Source organism: Neobacillus endophyticus (assembly GCF_013248975.1).
GTDB lineage: Bacteria > Bacillota > Bacilli > Bacillales > Cytobacillaceae > Neobacillus > Neobacillus endophyticus.
This window is the reverse complement of sequence record NZ_JABRWH010000001.1, coordinates 1,853,331-1,875,989: the sequence shown is the minus strand read 5'-3', so window position 1 is coordinate 1,875,989 and position 22,659 is coordinate 1,853,331. Positions and strand designations below refer to the sequence as shown.

Below are 22,659 nucleotides of genomic sequence, written 5' to 3'. Positions count from 1 at the left end.
GATCCTTTTCGGGAGGTTTGTTTATGCCTGCTTGGTTTCAGAACCAAATGAAAAGAGCTTTTTATGAAAAAAACCGCTACCAGATTAAATTGCTTAATCAGTGCTGGTTTTTTTACAGAAAAAAACACTGCTCTTAATAATAGAGGTTTGTTTAATGATGAGGCAGAATATTTTTCGAGCTTAAGCAGATGACCAATTTCAGGTTTTTTAGGTCATCTATTTTATTTAGCGGCTAACATTTTATGAGTAGGTTCCCAAGAATCTTATCTGATTTGCTCCTTAGATCACCCTAGCAGACAGACATTTCTATTACTCCAATTTATCTGACTTCCAAGTAAATTGGTTCTGCTTTGATTTTTAAGAACGGGCCTATTCTCTTGTAAATGTAACAACTCGCCCTCATGAATATTTACTTCACGAAGGCAAAAGCTGTTACGATATACAAAAAAATGAACGTTGACTACTCGGACGGAGGAAGCATTGTTAATGCGACACGACCTTTTTTCATATCTACGGAATCAACCCATACCGTAACTACGTCCCCAACAGATACAACATCTAACGGGTGTTTTACAAATCGTTTGCTTAGCTTAGAAATATGAACAAGGCCATCCTGTTTAACCCCTATGTCGACAAATGCACCGAAATCAACTACATTTCGCACCGTCCCTTGTAGCTCCATTCCTGTCTTTAAGTCTTCAAGTTTTAATACATCTTTTTTAAGGAGCGGGCGCGGTAAATCATCACGAGGATCGCGTTCAGGTCTCACCAAAGCATCCACTATATCTTTTAAGGTCAGCTCTCCAATCGAAAGTTCTTCGGAAACTGTTTTTAGATCAAGGCCGTTTAAGGCTCTCTTTAACTCTTCGGTTCCTAAATCCTTTGTAGTAAAGCCCAGGTTTGTTAGTATTTTTTTCACTTCGTCATAATTCTCAGGGTGAATTCCTGTCCGGTCGAGCGGCTGCTTGCCATCCAATACACGAAGGAAGCCGATTGCCTGTTCAAACGTCTTAGCTCCTAGCCGGGGAACTTTCTTCAATTGCGCTCTACTTGTAAATTTCCCTTCCTCCTCACGCATTTTGACAATATTGTTGGCGGCTGTTTTTGTCAAGCCCGCAACATATTGCAGCAAAGATGATGAAGCAGTATTGACGTTGACACCAACCTGGTTAACGGCGGTTTCCACGACAAAGTGCAGGGATTCAGAAAGTCTTTTTTGAGAAACATCATGCTGATATTGGCCGACACCAACTGATTTCGGATCAATTTTTACTAATTCAGCCAGCGGATCTTGGAGCCTGCGAGCAATTGAAACAGCGCTTCTTTCTTCAACATGGAAGTTCGGAAATTCTTCCCTTGCCAAGTCTGAAGCGGAGTATACACTTGCACCTGCTTCATTGACAATCAAGTAGAAAATGTCCTCCTCTTCTTTAAGAATATCAGCGACAAATTGTTCAGTTTCCCTTGAGGCAGTACCATTCCCGATGGCCACCATTTCTACTTTGAATTCACGAAGAATTGTTTTCACTTTATCAATTGCTTCCTTTGTTTTCGAAACAGGCGGATGCGGATAGATTACATCAATTTTCAACACCTTGCCGGTTTCGTCCACTACGGCCAGTTTACAACCAGTCCGATAGGCAGGGTCCACTCCAAGGACGACTTTCCCTTTTAACGGGGGCTGTAGCAGCAGATTTCGGAGGTTCTCTGAAAAAATATGTATGGCTTGCTCTTCTGCTTTTTCGGTTAGCTCGCTGCGAATTTCCCGCTCAATGGATGGCTGAATTAACCGTTTATAGCTGTCTTCAATGGCCTCAAGGACATAAACAGCTGATGGCGATTGTTCTTTTTGGATCCACTTTTTCGAAAGATATTCCTGAATGACATCTACATTCATTTTTATCGAAACCCGAAGGATATCCTCTTTTTCGCCGCGGTTTAAAGCAAGAATGCGGTGAGGGACGATTTTACTTACTGGTTCCTCATACTCATAATACATTTCGTAGACTTTTTTCTCGTCTTTTTCCGAGTCTTTCTCAACAGATACGACAGCACCAGATTTGAAGGTTTGCTGACGAATCCACTTACGGCCTTCTGCATCGTCAGAAACCATTTCAGCAATGATATCCCTTGCTCCAGCCAATGCATCTTCAATGGTAAGGACTTCTTTTTCTTCTGATAAAAATTCTTTCGCCTTGTCTTCAATACTTGCAGCCGGGAAAGTCATAAGCCACTCAGCTAATGGTTCAAGCCCTTTTTCTTTGGCAACCGTAGCCTTTGTCCGCCTTTTTTGTTTATACGGGCGGTACAAATCCTCTACCTCTTGTAGTTTTTCAGCTTTGGTAATGCTCTGTTGTAATTCTTCCGTTAACTTTCCTTGTTCAGCAATGATTCTTAAAACTTCTTCTTTTCTTTGTTCAAGGTTTTGAATATACTGCCACCGTTCCAAAATGTTCCGAATTTGCACCTCATCAAGAGCACCCGTCATTTCTTTCCGATATCTAGCAATAAAGGGCACTGTATTCCCGTCATTCAATAATGAGATTACATTTTTAACTTGCTTATATGAAATGGACAGCTCGGCAGATATTTTTCCTAATAACTGATCCTCTTTTACCAATGTTTCCGTCACTAAGCATCATCCTCCAATCCGCTTTTCCATATTGTATCAAAATAACAAAGGGGTTTCATAATAAAGCTTCTTCTCTCTAACCATTTGTAGCTGTCGGACAGACAACTATCACTATCGTAAAACCGAGATTTATTATCGGATAGCTCCCCTTTACTATTGGTTAACCTTTAATGACTGGACATAAAGCATAAGACCAGTAAAAGAAAAAGCAAGCTATTCCAGCTTGCTTTTGAGCAGTATTTTGTATGAGGTCAGAGGTATGTATGAAAAAACGCTCTTTACCAAAAAGAGCGTAATTTTCTAAAATTCGATGAGTCCAAGGCTTACCTGTAAGGCATCATCGACTTTTTCCATCATTTCGTCATCGAGATGGGTAATTTTATCGGTTAACCGCTGTTTATCAATTGTGCGAATCTGTTCTAACAGAATGACCGAATCTCGTTCAAATCCGTAGCGCTTCGCATCAATTTCAACATGAGTAGGAAGCTTTGCCTTTTGAATTTGAGCAGTAATCGCTGCAACAATAACTGTGGGACTAAACCGATTCCCGATGTCGTTTTGGATGACAAGCACAGGACGGACTCCTCCTTGTTCAGAGCCGACAACTGGGGACAGGTCCGCGAAATATACGTCACCACGCTTGACAATCAAAGGTTTACCCTCCGCTTACAAGACGTTCAACAGTATGTTCTGCCTCATATTCTGCTTGAAATGCTTCCGATGCAATTCGAAGATTAATCTTTGCCATTTCCATGTACCCACGTCTCATAGACTCGCGAATTTGTCTTTTTTTTCGTTCGCGTAAATACATTTTTGTGGCCTGGTAGATAAATTCACTGCGATTTACATTTTCTAGTTTAACGAAACCATCTAGCTCCGTTAAAAGATGCTGCGGTAATTTCACCAAGATTTCCGTAGTTGCGCTGGATTCAGACACAAACATACACCTCCACCATGACTACAAACCAATTTTTAGCTAATCAGAATTTCTGTTTGAATTCCGAATGCATTTAATAACTTCGCCCATGAACCGCTCTATCGGAATTTTCCGTTTTAGAGAAATCCATATATCTATACCATCTTTTATAATAACACTAATCATGCCCCATGCATAGACTAAATATGATTCCTACTGTATTATAAGCCAATAAAAGTACCTTTTATGCACTATTTAGGCACAATATCATAAATATGTTGAAATTTAATGATTTACTCCTTTTTCTTATGAAAGGAGATCGTTTTTTATATCCGTTACTTTTCCGCCTTGTTTGTAAACACGAGGAACTCGTTTTGTTATAACACATGGCACTTCGTAATTAATCGTGTCCAATTTGGCTGCTATTTCATTGATGGAAATAAACTCGTCGCCTTGACGTCCAATCAATGTTACTTGAGTCCCGATCGGAACATAATATGGAAGCCGAATCATGCATTGGTCCATACAGATCCTGCCAACAATCGGCACCCGCTGGCCATCAACCAGCACTTCCTGACCTTGGAGCTTGCGGAGCCAGCCATCTGCATAACCAATCGGAAGCGTGCCAATCCATTCATCCTCTACGCTTCCGTAAGTAGCTCCGTAGCTTACTTTATCGCCGCTTTTGTGCCTTTTCACATTGACTAACTTCACTTGCATTGAAAATGCCTCTCTAAGTGGAAATGGAATCTCATTTTTCATTTCGATAGATGGTGTCAGGCCATACATCGAAATGCCGATCCTTACTGCATTAAAGTAAGCTTTTGGAAAACGAATGGCCGCAGCACTATTGCTAGTGTGAATATACTTTGGCCGGGTTTTAAGATGATGGATCATCTCTTCAAAACGAGTATACTGCTCTTTAAAATATTGGTTATTCAATTCATCTGCTGTTGCATAATGTGTAAAAATGCCTTCAAAATAAAAGCGATCATCTTCAATGATCAATTGCTCTACCTCTGATAATTCCTCACAGGTGCGCACACCAAGTCTGCCCATACCAGTATCCACTTTGATATGCAGCGACAACTTTTCACCGGTACTAAGATGTTTTCTAGCTTCCTCAAGCCATTCCTTTTGAAAAATCGTTAGGGTTAGATTAAATTGGACTGCAACTTTTGCATCCTCTGGGCGGGATGCTCCAAGAACGAGAATTGGTGCACTAATCCCTTTATTCCTTAAAGCAATTGCTTCATCCATAAAAGCAACTGCCAGATAAGTAGCCCCTGCATTTAGTGCAGTCTTTGCTACATGGAGATCACCGTGGCCATACGCGTTTGCTTTGACAACAGCAAATATGTCGACCCCTTGAGGTAGATGCTCCTTAAATACGTTGAGATTCTCCGTAATACAATCCAGATCGACTTCTGCCCATGTATCACGATAGAAAAATCCCTGATTATTCATGCTTTACACTTCCTAAAATAAGGGTAAATTAAAAACATTATTTCATTTTACCACATTGATTAGAAAGTCGCGTAAATTTTGATTAATTTCCATGTTTTTACCAAAATAAAAAAACAGGCCCGTCATTGAGCCTGCCTCGAAAAAATTATTTCACCGCATCACCTTGGACTGATTGGGCTATTTGAATCATTTCATCCTTAGACAGATTTTTTGACGCAATCATGTAATCTACTCCGCCCTGAGACCATGTGATGGAGTGATCTGTTACAGCACCTACGGTAGCACCAATGTCTACCAGATCCCCAGTAACTTCAGTTGGGACCATGGATGCCACTTTTGCAGAGACCTTTTCTTGAACAAGAGTAAACGATTTCTTACCGTCATATGTGAGTACAGCCCTTGTGCCATCTTCTATTTTCATTTCTTTCTCGCCAATCAGCTTTGTCCCTTTCAGTTCATACGTTGGATACTTAACCGTAAAGCTTTGGTCGCTTCCCTTGGCCATTGCCGGCATACCAAGCTCTGCACGAGTCATGTTCTTTTGCATATCGAAATCATCTTTGTTAAAGCTGGCTTTAAAATTGACTTTTGAAAATTCAACTGTCACAAGAGCGTTACGATCAGGATCCATGACTTTGACTACAGCAGGTGACAAATCCCGTTTATTCAGTTTAATTTCCTGGAAGGGAAGCATGCTGTTATTTTGATAACGGGTTTTCGTTTCAAAAACATAATAGTCCTTCGTAACAGAAAACTTAGCATCTTTATCCATAATAATATCCTTAATCAGCGATTCATACAGATACGCCTGGCTGCTATTTTGCGGCCAATCACTTTGGAAACGGAAGCTTTTCTTCAGTGCTGGAGTCAACACAAATACTCCCTGATCGTTCCTTAATATCATTTGACTTTGGTCTTTTTCGGCATTCCTCAAATTCACCCGATAAAAGGTGGGATCTTTATGCCAAATTTCCACATTATAAACCTGCGACTCAGAGCCCATTTTCAATGTCATTTTTGCATCAACCTTGTAACTGGATAAGTCATCCAGTTTGTTGTTTAAATCTTTCACAACATCACCTTGGGACTTTGTGCCGCAGGCTGCAAGTAAAATGACGATCAGCCCAATCATAAGCAGCAATAACTTTTTCCTCATTCCTTCAACCCCTTCTTGTCTCATTTCATATAAGATTTGAGAAGAGAAAGGCAGGAACCAGGCTGGCCTTGTCTCTCCTATTTCCCTATGAATATATGAGACAACTTCAGGGAATATGCAGACAGGCTTTTGATTAAATTTATTTTCCTATTCTCCCTCCATTACCACCTGGGCAACCGCATAGTCCCTGCTATGGGAGATGGACAGGTAAACCTTACCTTCAGGCTTGGCAAAATAGGGCTTTCCAAGAGGATCCGTTTGGATTTCGATATCTAAAAAGGATAAGTCCTTTCCAATTCCAGTTCCAGCTGCTTTCGAAAAGGCTTCTTTGGCCGCAAACCTTCCAGCCAAAAACTCAACCCTCCGCCTTCCTGATAAGGTATTAAACAGTCTTTTTTCATTTGCAGTTAACACTCGGTCTGCAAATTTACCCTGCCGGTTTAAGAGTTCCTCTATTCGAGAGAGTTCAATGATATCAATGCCAATTCCTTTAATCATGTATTATCTTCCTTCTATTTAAATTATCGCCAGCATAATAGTGTACAAGACCCAAAATCCGGTTAAGATGAATAGGGAGAGGAGTTTGGATATGTTTACAAGAACAGAAAGCCTTCGCGATTACATTCGCCTTTATCCAGTAGTTTCTACCATTATTTCCATCCATATTATTCTATACTTATGTACCATTTTACCAATATTCCCTAACATATGGTTTGTTGAAACCTTCTCTGGCGTAAACTTATATATAACGGAGGGGGAATATTGGCGCCTGATTACACCTACGTTTATGCACAGTAGTTTCTCCCATATGCTATTTAATAGTTTTTCACTTGTCATCTTCGGCCCAGCACTTGAGCGTATGATTGGAAGCAGACGTTTTATTTTTGTTTACCTCTTTTCAGGTTTCATTGCCAATCTAGCAACCTTTTGGCTCGAACCGCTGACTTATACTCATGTTGGATCCAGCGGAGCGATTTTTGGCTTATTTGGATATTACATCAGCATCATTATGTTCCGCAAATCCATGCTATCGCGCCAGAACTCGCAAATTATTGTGACCCTTTTGGTCATCAGCTTAATTATGACCTTCCTGCAGCCTAATATTAATATTACTGCCCATTTGTTTGGATTATTGGGTGGATTCGTGATTGGAGCTGTTCCGTATTTTAATAAAAAGGATTTTTCCGATTCAATCAAAGGTGTTTCCTATTGGGCAGGAAGTAAAAAAAGGAGATTGTCCTTCCAATCTCCATTAAAGACGTTTATATGGGCAATCGTTATCATAATGGCCATTATCGGACTAATGGCGCAAAAGTGACAGGGGCAGACTCGAAACCATCAATCGTTGTTTTTCTTCATATGCTTGTAGTACCAGGCAAAGACCGCTGAATATCCTCCTGTTCCATATCCATCAAGCTCCCGCCCCCGATGCCGGACCCTGATTTCACAAAGACCCTAGCATTCCCAGCAGGGCGAAGACAGAGGCGAAGTTCACCGAAAAACACAGCTTTCCGACTGCTCATGAAGCTTTCCTTACAGCTAAAAAAGAGCATGGAAGTCATCCATGCTCTGGGCATTTATTAATGATTAAAACTTCTAGGTTTTGATTTGCCGCCTGTTCTTTTTTCACCGCTTCTAGGCTTAACTGGCGCCTTTTTACGGCGATCAGAGTTATATCCACGGGAATCATCTTTTCTGCGGCGGTCACGGTCAAATGGTTTTCTTTCTTTTTTCGATGGCAGCGGCTGTTCTTCTGTCAACTTAACAGGAGTAGTATCTGGTTCTTTTGTTAACATCTTTAGAACCGCAGCAACAACAGTGGATGCATCATATGTTTCCAAAAGTTCGTCGGCAGCTGCTTTATAAAATTGCAAATTATTAGCATCAATCGTTTGCTCAATCTTATCAAGGACTGCACGCTGCTGCCCTTCAAGAGCTTCATCAAGGGTAGGCGGCTTCATTCTTTCCATTTTCCGTTTCGTTGTTTTTTCAACAACAAATAAATACGGCTTTTCTCTAGGTGTTATAAACGTCATAGCAACACCGGTTTTTCCAGCGCGCCCTGTACGGCCGATACGGTGAACATAGCTTTCAGGATCTTGTGGAATGTCGAAATTGTATACGTGAGTTACGCCGGAGATATCCAGACCTCTCGCTGCAACATCTGTTGCTACCAAGACATCAATTGTTCCCTCTTTAAATTTGCGAAGGACGGAAAGACGTTTGGCCTGACTTAAATCACCATGAATACCTTCAGCTGTATAACCTCTTAAATTTAAAGCTTCTGACAATTCGTCCACACGGCGCTTTGTACGTCCAAAAACAATCGCTAATTCCGGTGATTGAATATCAAGCAGTCTTGTTAAGACATCAAACTTATTCTTTTCCTGTACTTCCAGGTAATACTGTTCAATCGATGGAACCGTCATTTCTTTTGTTTTTACCCGAACGATTTGCGGATCTTTCATGAACTTTTCCGCAATCCGTTGGATCGGTGCAGGCATCGTTGCTGAAAACAGAAGGGTTTGGCGCTCTTCCGGAATTTCTTTGAGGATGGTTTCAATATCCTCAATAAATCCCATATTTAGCATTTCGTCCGCTTCATCCAAAATAACCGTATTAACATTATCAAGACGAATAGTCCTTCTGTTAATATGATCCAAAAGACGTCCTGGAGTCCCGACAATAATATGCGGTGATTTCTTTAAAGAACGAATTTGGCGGCCAATGTCCTGCCCCCCGTAAATCGGAAGCACACGGGCCCTTTTTCCAGCGCCAATTTTATAAAGCTCCTCTGAAACTTGGATCGCCAGTTCCCTTGTTGGCGCGATAATAATTCCTTGAATGGCTTCTACATGTGTTTGGACTTTTTCCACTAACGGAATTCCAAAAGCAGCTGTTTTTCCTGTTCCTGTTTGAGCCTGGCCGATCACGTCTTTATTCTCTAAGCTTAGAGGAATCGTCTCTGCCTGGATAGGGGTAGCTTCCTCGAATCCCATTTTTAGTACAGCCTTCAGTGTAGCCTGGCTTAGGCCTAAATCTTCAAACTTCGTCAATGTTCATTCTCCTTCATCTATTTAACAATATTTTTTATCTCTAGTGCTAAATCTATACTCCCGTACGCAATGGTAACATATTTATTTTACCAAAAAAAAGACATTCTCCAAAGGAGTATGCCTGATTTCGTCATTTCTTAGACACGTTGAATACAATCATACCATTAATATTAGTTTAATGCAAATTCCCGGTTACCCTTTAAAAAAGGTAAGGCTCCGGAAACCGAGACCCTTATTTCTCCACAAAAATATGAAATTTCACTTGTCCCACTACGGAGTATCTGCCTGCAGGGCTTTTACAATCTCCTCTAATTTCATTCCGCGGGAAGCTTTTACCAGCACAAGGGTTTTGTCATTCACATAATGCATCAATTTTTGAAGAAGCTCTGTTTTGTCTAAAAAAGCAAATACCTGATGTTCACCTAAAAATTTCCTAGCACCCTCAGCAATGTGGTTACCTAATTTTCCATATGTAAAAAGATAATCAATTTTCTCTTGGTCCATAGCTTCTCCCACTTTTAAATGGTACTGTTCCTCCTCAGGACCAAGTTCAAGCATATCACCAAGAACGAGGATTTTCCGTTCATAACCTTTCAGGTTTGATACTAGTTCAATGGCCGCCATCATGGAAGTAGGGCTGGCATTGTAAGCATCATTTATGATCTTTTCTCCGTGGCGGCCTTCCACTAATTCCATCCGCATATTCGTTAGTTTAATCGTGTGCAAGCCTTCATTGATGGTTTCAAAAGGAATTTCAAAATAGCGGGCGATCAACATGGCAGCCAAAGCGTTCAAAATATTGTGAGTACCTAAAATAGGCAGTTCAAATACCTCGCTGGATGCGTTAATGGTAAAACGTGTACCCTTATCCAACTGGGTTATGTCAATTGGGTATAGATCATTTGATTCCCTGCGGCCAAATGTTTGCACTTGCACATTGCCTTTGTGGCGATGAATACGCTCCATTAACAGCGGTTCATCACCATGTAAAACGGCAAGTCCTCCATCCTTAAGGCCCTGCAAAATTTCAAGCTTCGCTTCGGCAATACCTTCTCTTGAACCAAGATCAAGCAGATGGGATTCCCCAATATTTGTAATAACAACTGCATCAGGGCAAGCCAAATTTGTTAAAAAAGCAATTTCACCTCTGCCGCTCATACCCATTTCAAGAACAGCAATTTCCGTATCTTCTTCCAAACTTAGAACTGTTAATGGCAGGCCAATGTGATTGTTAAAGTTCCCACCCGTTTTTTGAACTTTGTATTTTAAGGACAATAAGCTTGCAGTCATATCCTTCGTAGTAGTTTTTCCGTTACTTCCGGTAATACCGACTACACGTACCTGCAATTGTTTCCGATATTTCCGCGCTAATTCCTGGAGGGCTACTAGGCAGTCCTCGACCAAAATAATTGGTAAATGAAGCGGCGGATTAGGTACGTCCTTTTGCCAGAACGCAGCCGCTGCGCCTTTTTCAATAGCACTTGCTACATATTGATGTCCGTCCGCATGTTCACCTTTAAAAGGGACAAATAAATTTCCCTTTTCTATTTTTCGCGAGTCGATCGAAACCCCAGTAATCAACCGCTCGGCAAATGGGGTGATATCATTCAGAGCATCTGCCATTTCGGCAATCTGCCTCAGGGAACGTTTAATCATCTCTAATACCTCCTTATTTTTTTCAAAAATTGAAAACGGACACGGGATGAGCCGTGTCTGTCGAGTTTTTTTAAAGAATGTTAGAATGTATACTTAATATTTTGTTTTTCGGTATGTCTTTCGCGGGCGAGCTCCACAAGACGCTCGATTAATTGTGGATATTCTACACCTGTATGCTTCCACAACAGCGGGAACATGCTAAAAGGTGTGAAACCTGGCATCGTATTGACCTCGTTAATCAATACTTTGCCCTCTTTTGTTAAAAAGAAATCCGCACGAACCAGCCCGGAACAATCTAATGCCTTAAATGCACGGATGGCCATGTCTTTTATCTCTTCATACTCATGATCGGTAATTTCAGCAGGAATAATAAGTGCCGTTTCTCCATCTTCATATTTCGCCTTATAATCATAAAAATCCTTTTTCGGAACAATTTCCCCTGCTACAGAACATTCCGGAGCATCATTACCAAGGACACCCACCTCAATTTCGCGGGCAACGACACCTTCTTCTATGATGATTTTTCGGTCAAATTGGAACGCTTCCGCAAAAGCTGTTTCCAACTCAGCACGATTTCGGCATTTACTGATACCGACACTTGAGCCTAAGTTTGCAGGTTTCACAAAGCAAGGATAGCCAAGCTCATCTTCCACTTTGATATATGTTTGTTCCTTCGCAATTTCCCATTCACTTTTAATAAATGCAACATAATTTACTTGGGCAAGACCCGCCTGGGCAAAGATGTTTTTCATAATCACTTTATCCATGCCTGCAGCTGATGCTAATACGCCGTTTCCAACATACGGCATATTCAATAACTCCAATAATCCTTGTACTGTTCCATCTTCACCGTTCGGTCCGTGAAGCAGCGGAAAAATAACCTCTAGAGGGGCTTTTTCCTGGTTTTCCGCATGGAAAAGAGCAGGCGCCAAAGATAATGGAGATAATTGGCCTGCTTGATTAAATTCAAGTGCTTGAACCGTTTCAACCGGTTCTAAAAGCTCCGGCCCTTTTATCCAGCGGCCCTCTTCATTTATGTAAATCGGATGTATTTCAAATTTTTCTAGATCCAATGCTTTAATAACAGCAAGTGCAGTCTGTAATGATACTTTATGCTCAGCAGACTTTCCTCCATATAGTAAGCCTAATTTTGTTTTCATAGGTGGTACCCTCCATTTACTCATTCATGTTTTATTTTAACACTTTATTAAAGAATAAAGGAATTGACACAAATAAATTTCTACTCATTATTTTATGAAGTACAAGGCTTGCTTCAATACCATATGCAAAAATACCAAGCGATCCAAATTGACCGCAAAATAAAATCTCCCAAATCGGGAGAAAGCTAGATGATATTCAATTTCCATTCCCTTGTCTTTTTATCAAAAATAATTTTGGCGTGGCACGGCTGCTTGGCAATATGACGGTACTCCTCAGACATATCATCCATATTGGCAAAGTCACCCACAACCCAAACCGGAATTTCAATTTTCGCCCTTTGATGGTCGGCAGCTTTCAAAGAGATACATATTCCCTCTTTGATGAAGGGGGTTAATGACAGAAGGATCTCTTTATTTACTTTGGAAATGGTACGCTTTTTCCTTATGCCCAGGATCGATTTCTCCGGTTTCAATTCTCCAAGCTTATTGGAGATAGCTTCACTAAGCAAGTGAAAAAAGTCCTTAAAGCTGCGATAATAAATTTTGTTAAACCAGCCGTCATCATGTGCCAAATAAACAAACCGATTTCCCAGCTTATTATAAAAAGGCAATTTCAAATGGTGTTTATGGTGCCCAAGGTATAATAATTCCGCCATTTCCTGCCCTGTTAATTCATTTAATACTTCTTCTTCGATAAAATCAATCCAGCAAAAATCCCCGTATCCATATACATCCTCTGCAGCCATTTTGTGAATTTTATCTTCCGGACAATATTCAAGCAATGTATGCACATTAAACTCAGCATCATCAAAACGGTGCTTTAGCAGCAGCAGGTGATTTAATGAACCAGAAAAAGCAGCAACAAATTCATCGAATTCAATTCCGTAGGATATGACATACTGGTCTGACTGATTTAAATGAACATAAATAAGATCCCGTATGTCTTGATGATGCTTTTTCAAAACCAAACTCCTCCGATCAACTTTGTTAGAAAAGCCAAGCGCCACGATAGGGAACAATACTTCGGTTCGGGCTGAAAGTCTTCATATCTTTTTTACGATTTTGTTGTGACTCGGAAACCCAGGCGCTGATGGTAGACACTTAATTCTTCCTCATTTTATCAAATTATAGGTAAAATAGCTTATTTCAATTCTTTTACAAATAATAATCTTTGTTTAGCTTCGTTGCAACTATTAAATTTGAAAATTTTTCCTGAATGTATTGTGAGACAACTATTTCTTTGCTTACATAAAAGTTAAAATATGGATGCAAACAATAAAAAGATACATATTCCAAACAGACCGATTTGAAAGTACATACTTTTTTGCTTTGTTCTGATTAGTTGTGTGTCTATTTAAATCGCCCAGTGCATTAGGAACTTTTAAGTTACGTAGGTGCGGTGATACTTAACAGCTTCCGAGATCTAAAAATGTCTTGGATCCTAAATATAGCCGGGATTTATTTCGCTTGCTTCATCTGTGCCCATTACCGAAATGGGGGACGAATTCTTCCTTCCGAGTTGATCAAAGTCTCGACATCGTCTCACAACAGGAAAAAAAGTTAAAACGGATTTCCATCTGTATTTAAAGTCAGCAGCATTTATTGCCGTGCCGCTTTGTTGGGTATGCCCAAGCTCGACCTTGAACCAGCGCTTGCTATTTTGGGCTTATTTTCATTTCCGTCGCGTCATGGATGTTTTTCCTCCATCAGGAATGTCCGTCCGGTTTCTGCCATATATTTCTTAATAAGTTAGTTGGACTAGTATAGAATGTAATATTGGAAGCTACTAGGTAAGTACCTCGATGTTTACTATTTTTCATAAGTGAAGGTGAAGCATGAAGGAGTTTATTTTTTCTGTATTACAATTTTTAGCACAATTAGGCTACTTCGGAGTTGCCTTAGGTCTGATGATTGAAATTATCCCCAGTGAATTTGTATTAGCCTATGGCGGTTATATGATCGCCCAGGGGCATCTCCATTATCCAGGTGCCGTGATTGCCGGTGTGATCGGCGGAACGATTGCCCAATTATTTTTATATTGGGCAGGCTATTATGGCGGAAGGCCGTTTTTGGAAAAATACGGGAAGTACATCCTGATCAAAAAGAAACATATCGACATTTCCGAACAATGGTTTCAAAAATATGGAGCTGGAGTCATCTTTTCCGCCCGGTTTATTCCGGTTGTACGGCATGCAATTTCCATCCCCGCCGGGATTGCCAAAATGTCTTTGTCCAGGTTTACCCTCTATACTATTGCGGCTATGATACCGTGGACGATTCTTTTCCTTTATTTAGGACATGTCTTAGGAAAGAACTGGAGCTCCATTAAAGAATATGCCCATGCTTATACAATGCCAATCCTAATCGCAGCAATTTTAATTACTGTAATATACTTTTTAGTAAAAAAAACAAGGAAAACCACTGAATAGACCATTTCAGTGGTTTTTGTTTTTTAGATAATGGATGTTTTTACTACCATTACCGAGTTTATTTTTCATCGGCTTGATGATGCACTGTTCCACCTTTGCTTCTAACTCTTTTGTCCTTTACCCCTAATAAAGGACTGTTTCAACAATTCTCCGGACCCCTTTGTCCTTCATCACTCGGTAAAGGACCCTTAAAATAAAAAGCCTAGGAGAAACTCCCAGACTTTTTATCCTTATATACCGTTTTTCTCCCGAACCTGACTGGTTAAGAAATTCATAGAATCCTAGAAAACTTTATGAAAATAGAATCCACATTTTACTTTTTAAATTGGTATGGCAATGTAGCAACAATCACGTTCTTTTTATATAAAAGATACGTACGGATTAAAAGGCTCGATTGATTATGCAAAATGTTGTGCCAGTTCTTCTTGGGTATAAATTGCGGAATCAATACCGTCACTTGATAATTGTTTTCTTCCGCTTTGTGTTCAACCGTATCAATAAATTTCGATAAAGGCTGCAATATACTGCGGTATCGCGATTGCAGGGTGACAAGCCTGACATCAGGCTGCCATTTTTCCCATTTCTCCGCAAACTTTTTCTCATCTTCACGGTCGAAAGATACATACACAGCAAAGATTTGATCGGTAATCGATTTAGCATAGTTGATGGTATGTTCCACAACTTTTGTAATTCCGGCAACTGGAACAATAATCACGTTCCCTTCAACCGGAACAGCTGGTTCTTCCGCATATATTCTTAGTTGTTCCCCAACTGCTTCATAATGCTTATTGACCCTGATAAACAGGATAACGATAAGAGGTAAAAAGATAAACACAAACCAGACCTGACTAAATTTAGTTACAAAGAAAATCAATAATACAGTCAAAGTAATAAGGGCACCTATAAGGTTAGCGGTAAGCTTCGCCAGCCAGCCGCTAGGTTTTTCACGGAGCCATTTCACAATCATTCCGGTTTGTGACAAAGTGAAAGGAATAAATACCCCCACTGCATAAAGCGGGATTAAATGCCCTGTCTCTCCGTGGAAAGCAATAATGAGTAAAATGGAAGCGACCCCTAAAGAAACAATCCCATTTGAATATCCGAGGCGGTCTCCCCTGATCGTAAACATCCGGGGCATATATTTATCTTTTGCCAAATTAAAAGCTAGTAACGGAAAGGCAGAAAAGCCGGTATTTGCAGCTAACACCAAAATAAGAGCGGTTGTTCCTTGGAAAAAAAAGTAAAAATAACTCCGGCCAAAGGTCTCTCTGGCAATTTGCGAAACAACAGTTTCATTTGCATTCGGCGCGATTCCATAATAAAAAGCTAAAAACGTAATCCCTGAGAATAATATAGCCAAAAGAGAACCCATTAGTACAAGAGTCTTGGCTGCATTATTAGGGGCTGGATCCTTAAAATTCGGAATGGCATTGGAAATAGCCTCAACTCCCGTTAGTGCGGAACAACCGGAAGCAAAAGCCCGCAACAACAAAAACAAGGTAATCCCTTGTACAGGGGCACCAATTGGAGCATGAGAACTTGCAGGAATTTGACCGGTTGCGATTTTAAAAACACCTACAATAATCAAAATAATGATAGCTAAAACAAACAAATAAACTGGATAAGATAAAATTGTAGCAGATTCCGTTAATCCGCGCAGGTTCAAAATGGTAATGATAGCTACCAAAATGCAGGCGATCAGAACCGTATGCTGGTGCAGTGCCGGGAAAGCAGAGGTAACGGCATCTGTTCCTGCTGAAACACTAACGGCCACTGTCAAGATATAATCAACTAATAAAGAACCTCCAGCGATCAAACCTGGCTTCTCGCCCAAGTTTTCTTTTGAAACAACATAGGCACCCCCGCCATGGGGATAGGAAAAAATAATTTGCCGATACGATAAAATAAGGGCAGCTAACAGAAATAACACCCCGACTGCGATTGGGATGGAATACCAAAAAGCGACAACACTAATAGTTGCCAACACAATCAATATTTGTTCCGTCCCATAAGCGACAGAAGACAAAGCATCCGAAGATAGAATAGCTAAGGCTTTTAAAATATTCAGTTTATGTTCGCCCAAATCCGTGGATTTTAGCGGACGGCCAATTAAAAATCTTTTAATTGAAGAAAGCAAATTCTTCACCCACCTGAAGTAAATTACCGATTGATTTTATCATAGGATTATGAAAAAAATGAAGTGTTTTATAACAACTTCGTTAATCTTATTTAGCAAATCATTTATTTAAAAGACCATATGAAATAAAAAAGAGAAAGACCTGCTATACAAATCTTTCTCTTTTTATATTTATGTTCTATTTTGTTTGAGCGGTTTCTATCATGCGTTTCATGGCTAAAATTTGTCCTAAATGATTGGACTCATGGAAGACTGCAAAGTTCGCAACTTCACCAAATGTTTCTAGGCCCAAAAATGGTGTTTTCAATCTTTCATTGAAACTTTCAGCAGGAATTTCTTTAATTCGTATGATTTGATCCTTTAACCGAGCTGATAATTCTTGAATAGATGGAACATCCCCTTGCCAATTTGCAGGTTTAGTACCTGTTGCAAATAACTGCATATAGTTTTCCGGCAAGTGAGCAGATTTTTTCGGGAACCCAAACATAAATTGTTCAGCACATGTTAAGATGTGCCCGATATGCCAATGAATCGTATTATTAAAACCTTCAGGCTGAACATCCACCGTATTTTCGGACAACGCATCAACTGTTTTTAAAACAAAACTTCTAGTTAATTCAAAGCTCTTGATCAAAAGCTCGCTCATCATTTTGGCCCCCTTCAAAATATGACAGCTCTATTATAGACCAAAATATCCCAATTTTTAAAATGATATGTCCTACATTTCTTCTGGAGCTGCAATCCCCAAGAGACGAAGGCCTTCCTTCAATACAGCCGTTACACTGTAAACTAGTGCTAACCGTGCTTGTTTTTCCTCGCTGTCTTCTAGGACTTTCACTTCTGCGTAATATTTATTAAAGCTTTGCGCAAGGTCAACAATGTATTTTGCTACTTGGGATGGATCGTAATTCTCTCCTGCCCGTTTAATTGCATTAGAGAATTCCATTAACATGGTGATTACTTTCCATTCTTTTTCCCATGTTGTCTGGTTAGCTGAAGCATCATAGGCAGCAGGAGTCCATTCGCCTTTTCGTAAAATTGAGCATGCTCTAGCAAATGAATATTGTACGTAAGGGCCTGTTTCCCCTTCAAAGCGAAGCATTTCTTCTAATGAGAACTCAATATCATTCATACGATTGTTCTTTAAATCATGGAAAATGACGGCACCGACCCCAACTTGTTTAGCTACCTCATCTTTGTTGACCAAGTTTGGATTCTTTTCTTCAATATTATTTAGTGCCATAACAATGGACTCGTTTAATACTTCTTCCAATAACACGACTTTCCCTTTACGTGTCGACATTTTCTTGCCGTCTTTCAGCATCATTCCAAATGGAACATGGACCATTTTATCCGCCCAGTCATAACCCATTTTTTTCAACACAGAAATTAACTGTTTAAAATGGAGGCTTTGCTCGTGACCTACTACATATACCGATTGTACGAAATCATAGTTTTCTTTACGATAAAGGGCTGCGGCCAGATCGCGTGTTGCATACAACGTAGCACCATCGGATTTTTTAATCAAACATGGAGGAAGCTGTTCATCTGTCAGTTCCACTACTTGGGCCTGATCGGATTCTACAAGTAATCCCTTCTCCTCTAACAGGTTAACGACACGGTCCATTTTATCGTTATAAAAAGCTTCTCCGGCAAATGAATCAAATTCCACATTCATCAATTCATAAATTCTGGAGAATTCCTTTAATGATTCATCACGGAACCATTGCCATAGGCTTAACGCCTCTTCATCGCCATCTTCCAAACGCTTAAACCAGCTGCGGCCTTCATCTTCAAGCTCAGGCTTCGTTTCCGCTTCTGCATGGAATTGAACATACAAACTCAGCAGCTCTTTGATTGGGTTCTCTTTCACTTTCTCGGCATCTCCCCAATGTTTATATGCGGAGATTAATTTACCGAACTGGGTCCCCCAGTCTCCGAGATGGTTAATTCTAATAGGCTTAAAGCCGCATTTTTCAAGAATTAAAGCAATGGAGTTCCCAATTACAGTTGAACGTAAATGCCCCATTGAAAAAGGCTTGGCAATATTAGGCGAGGACATATCGATTGTTACATTGCCGCCGGCCCCAAAATCCTGTGAGCCGTACTGGCCGCCTTCCGCGATAATTTTGCTAATGACCTGTTCTGATACAAGTTTTTTATTTAAAAACAAGTTTAAATAAGCACCTACTACTTCTACCTTTTCAAAGGTTGGAGACTGGACTTTCTCCTTTAGTTCTTGGGCAATAACGTTTGGCGCTTTTCGTTTTACTTTTGCCAGTGGAAAACACGGAAAGGCTAAATCCCCAAGTGATGAGTTTTTTGGTTTTTCAATACTTTGTTCCAGCTGCTCAACGGATATTTCGCCTTCGAGGGCTTCAAATAAAATTTGAGCAAGCTCCTTTTTAAAGTTCATTTGTATAACCTCCTAATTTTTCTATGAATAAAGATGATATTTGCGGGGTTTTAGGCTGCACTGAATCTCCAACTCCTAGAGAAAATAAAAAACTCCCGTCTCTTGAAAAGAGACGGGAGTTATCCCGCGGTACCACTCTAATTGTTCAAAACGAACCGACTTTCCTTTGTAACGGAGGAAACTCCGGCACACCCTACTACTAATGTTCAGGTATGCTTCTCCAAAGTGCGTTTCATTATCTGTTCCGTATCAGGCTTTCACCATCCCTGACTCGCTTCCCACATCCTAGATAACTACTCTCTTTTTCATAGAATATTTTTGACTAATTTTCACTTATTATACTGTATTCGCAAGAAATTATCCAGCGAGCAGATGATGATTTTTTGCGACTATGGAAACCCTATTGGACAAGGAGGGATGATTAATGGCTGGAAGAAACAAAATTCTTGTTCCGGAAGCAAGAGCAGGGTTGGACCAATTAAAAGCGAAAGTGGTCCATTCTTCAAATCCTGAGCAGGCAAAATTCGAGGCGGCCCAAGAGGTTGGTGTTCCACTAAAAAAGGGATACAACGGACAGCTGACCTCCGAACAAGCAGGTAAAGTCGGAGGTAGACTGGGAGGAAACATGGTTCGCGAACTTGTTAAAATGGCCCAGGAGAATTTGAAAAACAGGCAAAAATGATCTATTTTTACGGGACACATACTCTTTTATGCGTCCCGTTCCTATTGCAATAATAAAAAAATAATTATAACATTTGAATACCGTTCGATTAAACCCTTTTTTTTAAAAGGAAAATTATTGTAAAAAAAGTTTGACAATTTTGTGACAATTGATAGAATATTCAGTAATAGGAGAGTGATAAAATGGATAAAAAGCATTTAAAAATCTTGGATGCATTTAAAGCTCTTGCAGCCTACGGAGGCGGCTCCGGATTTATTTTTCTCTTATTTGGCCTTTTTAAAGCTAACGATGAAAGCGGTTACCTTCTTATAAGCATGGGAATCGGATTTATGGCCGCTTCTGTTGTCATGCTCTTAATCGGAGCCTTTGTCGGGTTAATGGAAGAGTACACTCTCAACAGTAAAGAAAAAACAGAATCACAAGGGTCTTCACAGAAGAATTACAATAAAAACAAGTTAAAAAAGGGCGATGTGCCAATGCTTACACTCATTACAGGTACACGAAACGACCAATAAACTGGACGTTTTCATGCTCCATAAGTTCTCAAAAAAAGCTGTTTCCGAAAAAGGAAACAGCTTTTTTCTATTGAATCTGCAGCTGAACTTTACGCTTGAACTTCACGATAAAGAATGTTAATGTGGCTGCCAGAAATGAGACAAAGAAGATAGCTATATGCCCGATATTCTCCCACATTAAGCCAAAGTCTCCGCTTGAAATAACAGCTCTGAAACCGGATATCGCATAAGTCATTGGCAAGTAATGTGTAATATCCTGCAAGAACTTCGGACCAAGTTCAATCGGATAAGTTCCTGCACTGCCAGTTAACTGCAAAATTAAAATAATAACTGCTAGGAAACGTCCTGGATTATCAAGGACCGTTACTAGGAATTGAATAATCGCCAAGAACGTCCAGCTTGTAAAGATACTTAGGATCACAAAATAGGGAACACTCTTCACTTCAAGCCCAAGACCCAGCAGCAATACGACATCCGCCAACAGCGCCTGGCCAATTCCAACTGCCAAAATCACACCTGCTTTTCCAGCAAACCACCCAAATCCGCTCTTTGGTTCTGAAGCAGGCTCAAACATTGGAAAAATAACGGATAACATGAGCGCACCAACAAATAGACTTAACGATAAGAAATACGGTGCCATTCCAGTGCCGTAGGTTGGGACATGATTCATCCTGTTATCCTTAACATTTACCGGCTTGGCAAACATATTGTACACATTGTTATTTGCTTTGACATCACTGGCATCTTTTGCCCCGTTATGCAATTGATTACTCAATTCCTTTGAGCCATTTGACAGCTTTGTCATCCCGCTGGTTAAATCCCCTGAACCATTTGTTAAACGGGTCATTCCGCTTTTTAAATCATTTTCACCTTCATAAAGCTGAGTGGTGCCCGCTGTTAACTGCTGCGAGCCTTGTGCTAGCTTACTTACCCCATCCTTTAAAAGAGTAGAACCTGACGCTAATTGACCTAATCCTGAAGTAAGGCTGCTGCTGCCGGTTTCTATTTGGCCAAACCCTTTTTGGGCCTCATCCAGTTTCGTTCCAAAAAGAGCGATTCCTTGCTTTAATTGATCTTGACCATCCAATAACTTTTTCGAACCAACTGATAATTGATTGATTCCATCAATGAATTGCGCTTGCCCTTGATTCAGCTGCCACGCACCTGTTGCCAAAGAATCAGATCCTTGTTTTAGGTGTGCGGCACTGCTTGCTAAATCTCCAACTCCAGAAGAAACCTGCTGGCTGCCTAGCGATAATTGTGTCAGGGTGTCCTTCAAAGCTGCCAATTCAGCCTTTTCAGTTGGGTCTGTTGCATTTCCCTCCATGCTTCCTACTTGGTCAACCACCTTTTGCAGCCCTAAGCTTACGGAATCAGCACCTGCCTTCGTTTGGTCAGCTCCAGATTTCCATTTATCCATGGAAGCTGAAAGTTGAGAAGCACCGTCTGCAATCTGTTTTGACCCATTTTGAAGTTTGGGAAAATTAGCCGTAGCAGAAGCTAATCCATCAGATAATTGCTTGGTACCTGCTTCTGCCTGGGTGGCTCCTGCGAGCAGTTTCGTGTTAGCATCCTTCATTTGTGTGAGACCAGAACTGAATTGCTGCAATCCGCCTTGCACCTGCTGTGAGCCAGTCGATGCGGAAACGATGCCTTGGGAAAAGGTTACTGATTTTCCCGCTAACACTTCAAGATTTTTCTCGATTGTTTTAGCCCCAGTATCAACAGATTTGGCTCCATCGGTTAATTTCCCTGCTCCGATATTGGCAGTTGCAAGTCCTGATGCTAAACTTCCTGCACCTTCTTTGGCACTGATTATTCCGTTATAAAGTTCTCCAGCACCATTACTTGCCTTATTTAAACCTTTTGCAACATCTTTTATATTGTCAAACATCGATTCCGCATATGTTTTCGTCACCGAGTTCGCCACTTCTTCTTTAATCTTCTCAATTGCTGAATCGCCGATTTTCGAAGACAAATAGTTATAACCCTCGTTTACTGTATATATCAATTCTAATTTTTTCGGATTATCACTTTGCAATGTTGTTGCATTTGTTGAAAAATCCTTTGGAATTTCAATCTCCAAATAATAATCTTGAGACTTCATTCCTTGTTTCGCCTTGCTTGCACTGACAAATTCCCAATTAAAAGTTTTTTTCTTCTTCAGGTTTTTGACTAACTCTTGACCAATCGTTAACTGCTTTCCATTGTACTCAACACCTTGGTCATTATTGACGATCGCCACAGGCATTCGATCCAGATGGGCATATGGATCCCAAAAGGCCCATAAGTATGTTCCGCTGTAAAGCACCGGAATGGTCATTACACCAATGATGGCAATCAGCAATTTTCGTGTACTGATTATTCGTATAAACTCGCTTTTCAAAGATGCGAAAATTTTCATGTTGTTCACCTCTTAATATCTAGATTTCTGATT

20 protein-coding genes and 1 other annotated feature are annotated in these 22,659 nt (G+C 40.3%); of the genes, 5 read left to right on the top strand and 15 right to left on the bottom strand.

All coding sequences use genetic code 11. The features are described from left to right. Window positions 1–23: 23 nt before the first annotated feature. Window positions 24–137: a cortex morphogenetic protein CmpA gene (cmpA, locus tag HPT25_RS09110; RefSeq protein WP_157075896.1), complete on the top strand. Its 114-nt coding sequence runs from the start codon at window positions 24–26 to the stop codon at window positions 135–137. Window positions 138–460: 323 nt separating this feature from the next. Here the strand turns inward: cmpA and HPT25_RS09105 are convergent, their stop codons facing one another. The 6 genes from HPT25_RS09105 to acpS form a co-directional block, all read right to left on the bottom strand. After that, window positions 461–2,632 carry a Tex family protein gene (locus HPT25_RS09105; protein WP_173062873.1) on the bottom strand — a complete coding sequence of 724 codons (2,172 nt, stop codon included), beginning with the start codon at window positions 2,630–2,632 and terminating at the stop codon, window positions 461–463. A 300-nt stretch (window positions 2,633–2,932) separates the two neighbouring features. Next, a complete protein-coding gene (gene ndoA, locus HPT25_RS09100; protein ID WP_173062870.1) occupies window positions 2,933–3,283 on the bottom strand; it encodes a type II toxin-antitoxin system endoribonuclease NdoA in 351 nt (116 codons plus the stop codon). A gap of 4 nt (window positions 3,284–3,287) precedes the next feature. Continuing rightward, window positions 3,288–3,569, bottom strand: a complete 282-nt coding sequence (locus tag HPT25_RS09095) for a CopG family ribbon-helix-helix protein (RefSeq protein ID WP_173062867.1) — start codon at window positions 3,567–3,569, stop codon at window positions 3,288–3,290. A gap of 285 nt (window positions 3,570–3,854) precedes the next feature. Further along, window positions 3,855–5,015, bottom strand: coding sequence for an alanine racemase (gene alr / locus HPT25_RS09090; protein ID WP_173062864.1), 1,161 nt, complete (start codon window positions 5,013–5,015; stop codon window positions 3,855–3,857). A 145-nt stretch (window positions 5,016–5,160) separates the two neighbouring features. Further along, entirely contained in the window at window positions 5,161–6,171 is a 1,011-nt protein-coding gene (locus HPT25_RS09085; RefSeq protein ID WP_173062861.1) for an outer membrane lipoprotein-sorting protein, read from the bottom strand. A gap of 147 nt (window positions 6,172–6,318) precedes the next feature. Continuing rightward, window positions 6,319–6,669: a holo-ACP synthase gene (gene acpS, locus HPT25_RS09080; RefSeq protein ID WP_173062858.1), complete on the bottom strand. Its 351-nt coding sequence runs from the start codon at window positions 6,667–6,669 to the stop codon at window positions 6,319–6,321. Window positions 6,670–6,760: 91 nt separating this feature from the next. Between acpS and HPT25_RS09075 the strand changes: the two genes are divergently transcribed. Next, the gene (locus tag HPT25_RS09075; RefSeq protein ID WP_173062855.1) at window positions 6,761–7,489 is read left to right on the top strand and encodes a rhomboid family intramembrane serine protease; all 729 of its coding nucleotides are present in this window, start codon (window positions 6,761–6,763) and stop codon (window positions 7,487–7,489) included. Between the two features lie 37 nt (window positions 7,490–7,526). On the opposite strand, the gene HPT25_RS28315 is transcribed toward HPT25_RS09075, so the two are convergent. The 5 genes from HPT25_RS28315 to HPT25_RS09055 form a co-directional block, all read right to left on the bottom strand. Further along, window positions 7,527–7,694 carry a hypothetical protein gene (locus tag HPT25_RS28315; RefSeq protein WP_217269670.1) on the bottom strand — a complete coding sequence of 56 codons (168 nt, stop codon included), beginning with the start codon at window positions 7,692–7,694 and terminating at the stop codon, window positions 7,527–7,529. Between the two features lie 57 nt (window positions 7,695–7,751). Next, entirely contained in the window at window positions 7,752–9,227 is a 1,476-nt protein-coding gene (cshA, locus tag HPT25_RS09070; RefSeq protein ID WP_173062852.1) for a degradosome RNA helicase CshA, read from the bottom strand. Between the two features lie 270 nt (window positions 9,228–9,497). Continuing rightward, window positions 9,498–10,883, bottom strand: coding sequence for a UDP-N-acetylmuramoyl-tripeptide--D-alanyl-D-alanine ligase (locus HPT25_RS09065; protein ID WP_173062849.1), 1,386 nt, complete (start codon window positions 10,881–10,883; stop codon window positions 9,498–9,500). Window positions 10,884–10,963: 80 nt separating this feature from the next. Next, a complete protein-coding gene (locus tag HPT25_RS09060; RefSeq protein ID WP_173062846.1) occupies window positions 10,964–12,043 on the bottom strand; it encodes a D-alanine--D-alanine ligase in 1,080 nt (359 codons plus the stop codon). A 185-nt stretch (window positions 12,044–12,228) separates the two neighbouring features. Next, on the bottom strand, window positions 12,229–13,005 hold the full coding sequence (locus HPT25_RS09055; protein ID WP_173062843.1) for a hypothetical protein: 777 nt from the start codon (window positions 13,003–13,005) through the stop codon (window positions 12,229–12,231). Between the two features lie 873 nt (window positions 13,006–13,878). Between HPT25_RS09055 and uptA the strand changes: the two genes are divergently transcribed. Then, on the top strand, window positions 13,879–14,472 hold the full coding sequence (uptA, locus tag HPT25_RS09050; protein WP_173062841.1) for an undecaprenyl phosphate transporter UptA: 594 nt from the start codon (window positions 13,879–13,881) through the stop codon (window positions 14,470–14,472). A 313-nt stretch (window positions 14,473–14,785) separates the two neighbouring features. Here uptA and kimA read toward each other — a convergent pair whose 3' ends face one another. The 3 genes from kimA to argS all read right to left on the bottom strand — a co-directional run bounded on the left by kimA (window position 14,786) and on the right by argS (window position 19,025). Beyond that, a complete protein-coding gene (gene kimA / locus HPT25_RS09045) occupies window positions 14,786–16,609 on the bottom strand; it encodes a potassium transporter KimA (protein WP_173062837.1) in 1,824 nt (607 codons plus the stop codon). 178 nt (window positions 16,610–16,787) lie between these two features. Next, complete coding sequence (locus HPT25_RS09040; RefSeq protein WP_173071007.1) at window positions 16,788–17,255, bottom strand: DinB family protein; 468 nt, start codon at window positions 17,253–17,255, stop codon at window positions 16,788–16,790. A 72-nt stretch (window positions 17,256–17,327) separates the two neighbouring features. After that, a complete protein-coding gene (argS, locus tag HPT25_RS09035) occupies window positions 17,328–19,025 on the bottom strand; it encodes an arginine--tRNA ligase (RefSeq protein WP_173062834.1) in 1,698 nt (565 codons plus the stop codon). Window positions 19,026–19,130: 105 nt separating this feature from the next. Further along, window positions 19,131–19,343, bottom strand: a binding site (T-box leader). Between the two features lie 106 nt (window positions 19,344–19,449). Here argS and HPT25_RS09030 point away from each other — a divergent pair. Further along, complete coding sequence (locus HPT25_RS09030) at window positions 19,450–19,707, top strand: alpha/beta-type small acid-soluble spore protein (protein ID WP_173062831.1); 258 nt, start codon at window positions 19,450–19,452, stop codon at window positions 19,705–19,707. 182 nt (window positions 19,708–19,889) lie between these two features. Beyond that, complete coding sequence (locus tag HPT25_RS09025) at window positions 19,890–20,222, top strand: hypothetical protein (protein ID WP_173062828.1); 333 nt, start codon at window positions 19,890–19,892, stop codon at window positions 20,220–20,222. A gap of 67 nt (window positions 20,223–20,289) precedes the next feature. Here the strand turns inward: HPT25_RS09025 and HPT25_RS09020 are convergent, their stop codons facing one another. Then, on the bottom strand, window positions 20,290–22,626 hold the full coding sequence (locus HPT25_RS09020) for a YhgE/Pip domain-containing protein (RefSeq protein ID WP_173062826.1): 2,337 nt from the start codon (window positions 22,624–22,626) through the stop codon (window positions 20,290–20,292). Window positions 22,627–22,659 lie beyond the last annotated feature (33 nt).

What these genes read in the sequence shown, in the direction of transcription:
- HPT25_RS09020 (WP_173062826.1), bottom strand. Translation starts at nt 22,626, where the DNA reads ATGAAAATTTTCGCATCTTTGAAAAGCGAGTTTATACGAATAATCAGT.
- HPT25_RS28315 (WP_217269670.1), bottom strand. Translation starts at nt 7,694, where the DNA reads ATGAGCAGTCGGAAAGCTGTGTTTTTCGGTGAACTTCGCCTCTGTCTT.
- acpS (WP_173062858.1), bottom strand. Translation starts at nt 6,669, where the DNA reads ATGATTAAAGGAATTGGCATTGATATCATTGAACTCTCTCGAATAGAG.
- HPT25_RS09060 (WP_173062846.1), bottom strand. Translation starts at nt 12,043, where the DNA reads ATGAAAACAAAATTAGGCTTACTATATGGAGGAAAGTCTGCTGAGCAT.
- uptA (WP_173062841.1), top strand. Translation starts at nt 13,879, where the DNA reads ATGAAGGAGTTTATTTTTTCTGTATTACAATTTTTAGCACAATTAGGC.
- HPT25_RS09040 (WP_173071007.1), bottom strand. Translation starts at nt 17,255, where the DNA reads ATGAGCGAGCTTTTGATCAAGAGCTTTGAATTAACTAGAAGTTTTGTT.
- HPT25_RS09065 (WP_173062849.1), bottom strand. Translation starts at nt 10,883, where the DNA reads ATGATTAAACGTTCCCTGAGGCAGATTGCCGAAATGGCAGATGCTCTG.
- cmpA (WP_157075896.1), top strand. Translation starts at nt 24, where the DNA reads ATGCCTGCTTGGTTTCAGAACCAAATGAAAAGAGCTTTTTATGAAAAA.
- HPT25_RS09025 (WP_173062828.1), top strand. Translation starts at nt 19,890, where the DNA reads ATGGATAAAAAGCATTTAAAAATCTTGGATGCATTTAAAGCTCTTGCA.
- alr (WP_173062864.1), bottom strand. Translation starts at nt 5,015, where the DNA reads ATGAATAATCAGGGATTTTTCTATCGTGATACATGGGCAGAAGTCGAT.
- argS (WP_173062834.1), bottom strand. Translation starts at nt 19,025, where the DNA reads ATGAACTTTAAAAAGGAGCTTGCTCAAATTTTATTTGAAGCCCTCGAA.
- HPT25_RS09085 (WP_173062861.1), bottom strand. Translation starts at nt 6,171, where the DNA reads ATGAGGAAAAAGTTATTGCTGCTTATGATTGGGCTGATCGTCATTTTA.
- HPT25_RS09030 (WP_173062831.1), top strand. Translation starts at nt 19,450, where the DNA reads ATGGCTGGAAGAAACAAAATTCTTGTTCCGGAAGCAAGAGCAGGGTTG.
- HPT25_RS09075 (WP_173062855.1), top strand. Translation starts at nt 6,761, where the DNA reads ATGTTTACAAGAACAGAAAGCCTTCGCGATTACATTCGCCTTTATCCA.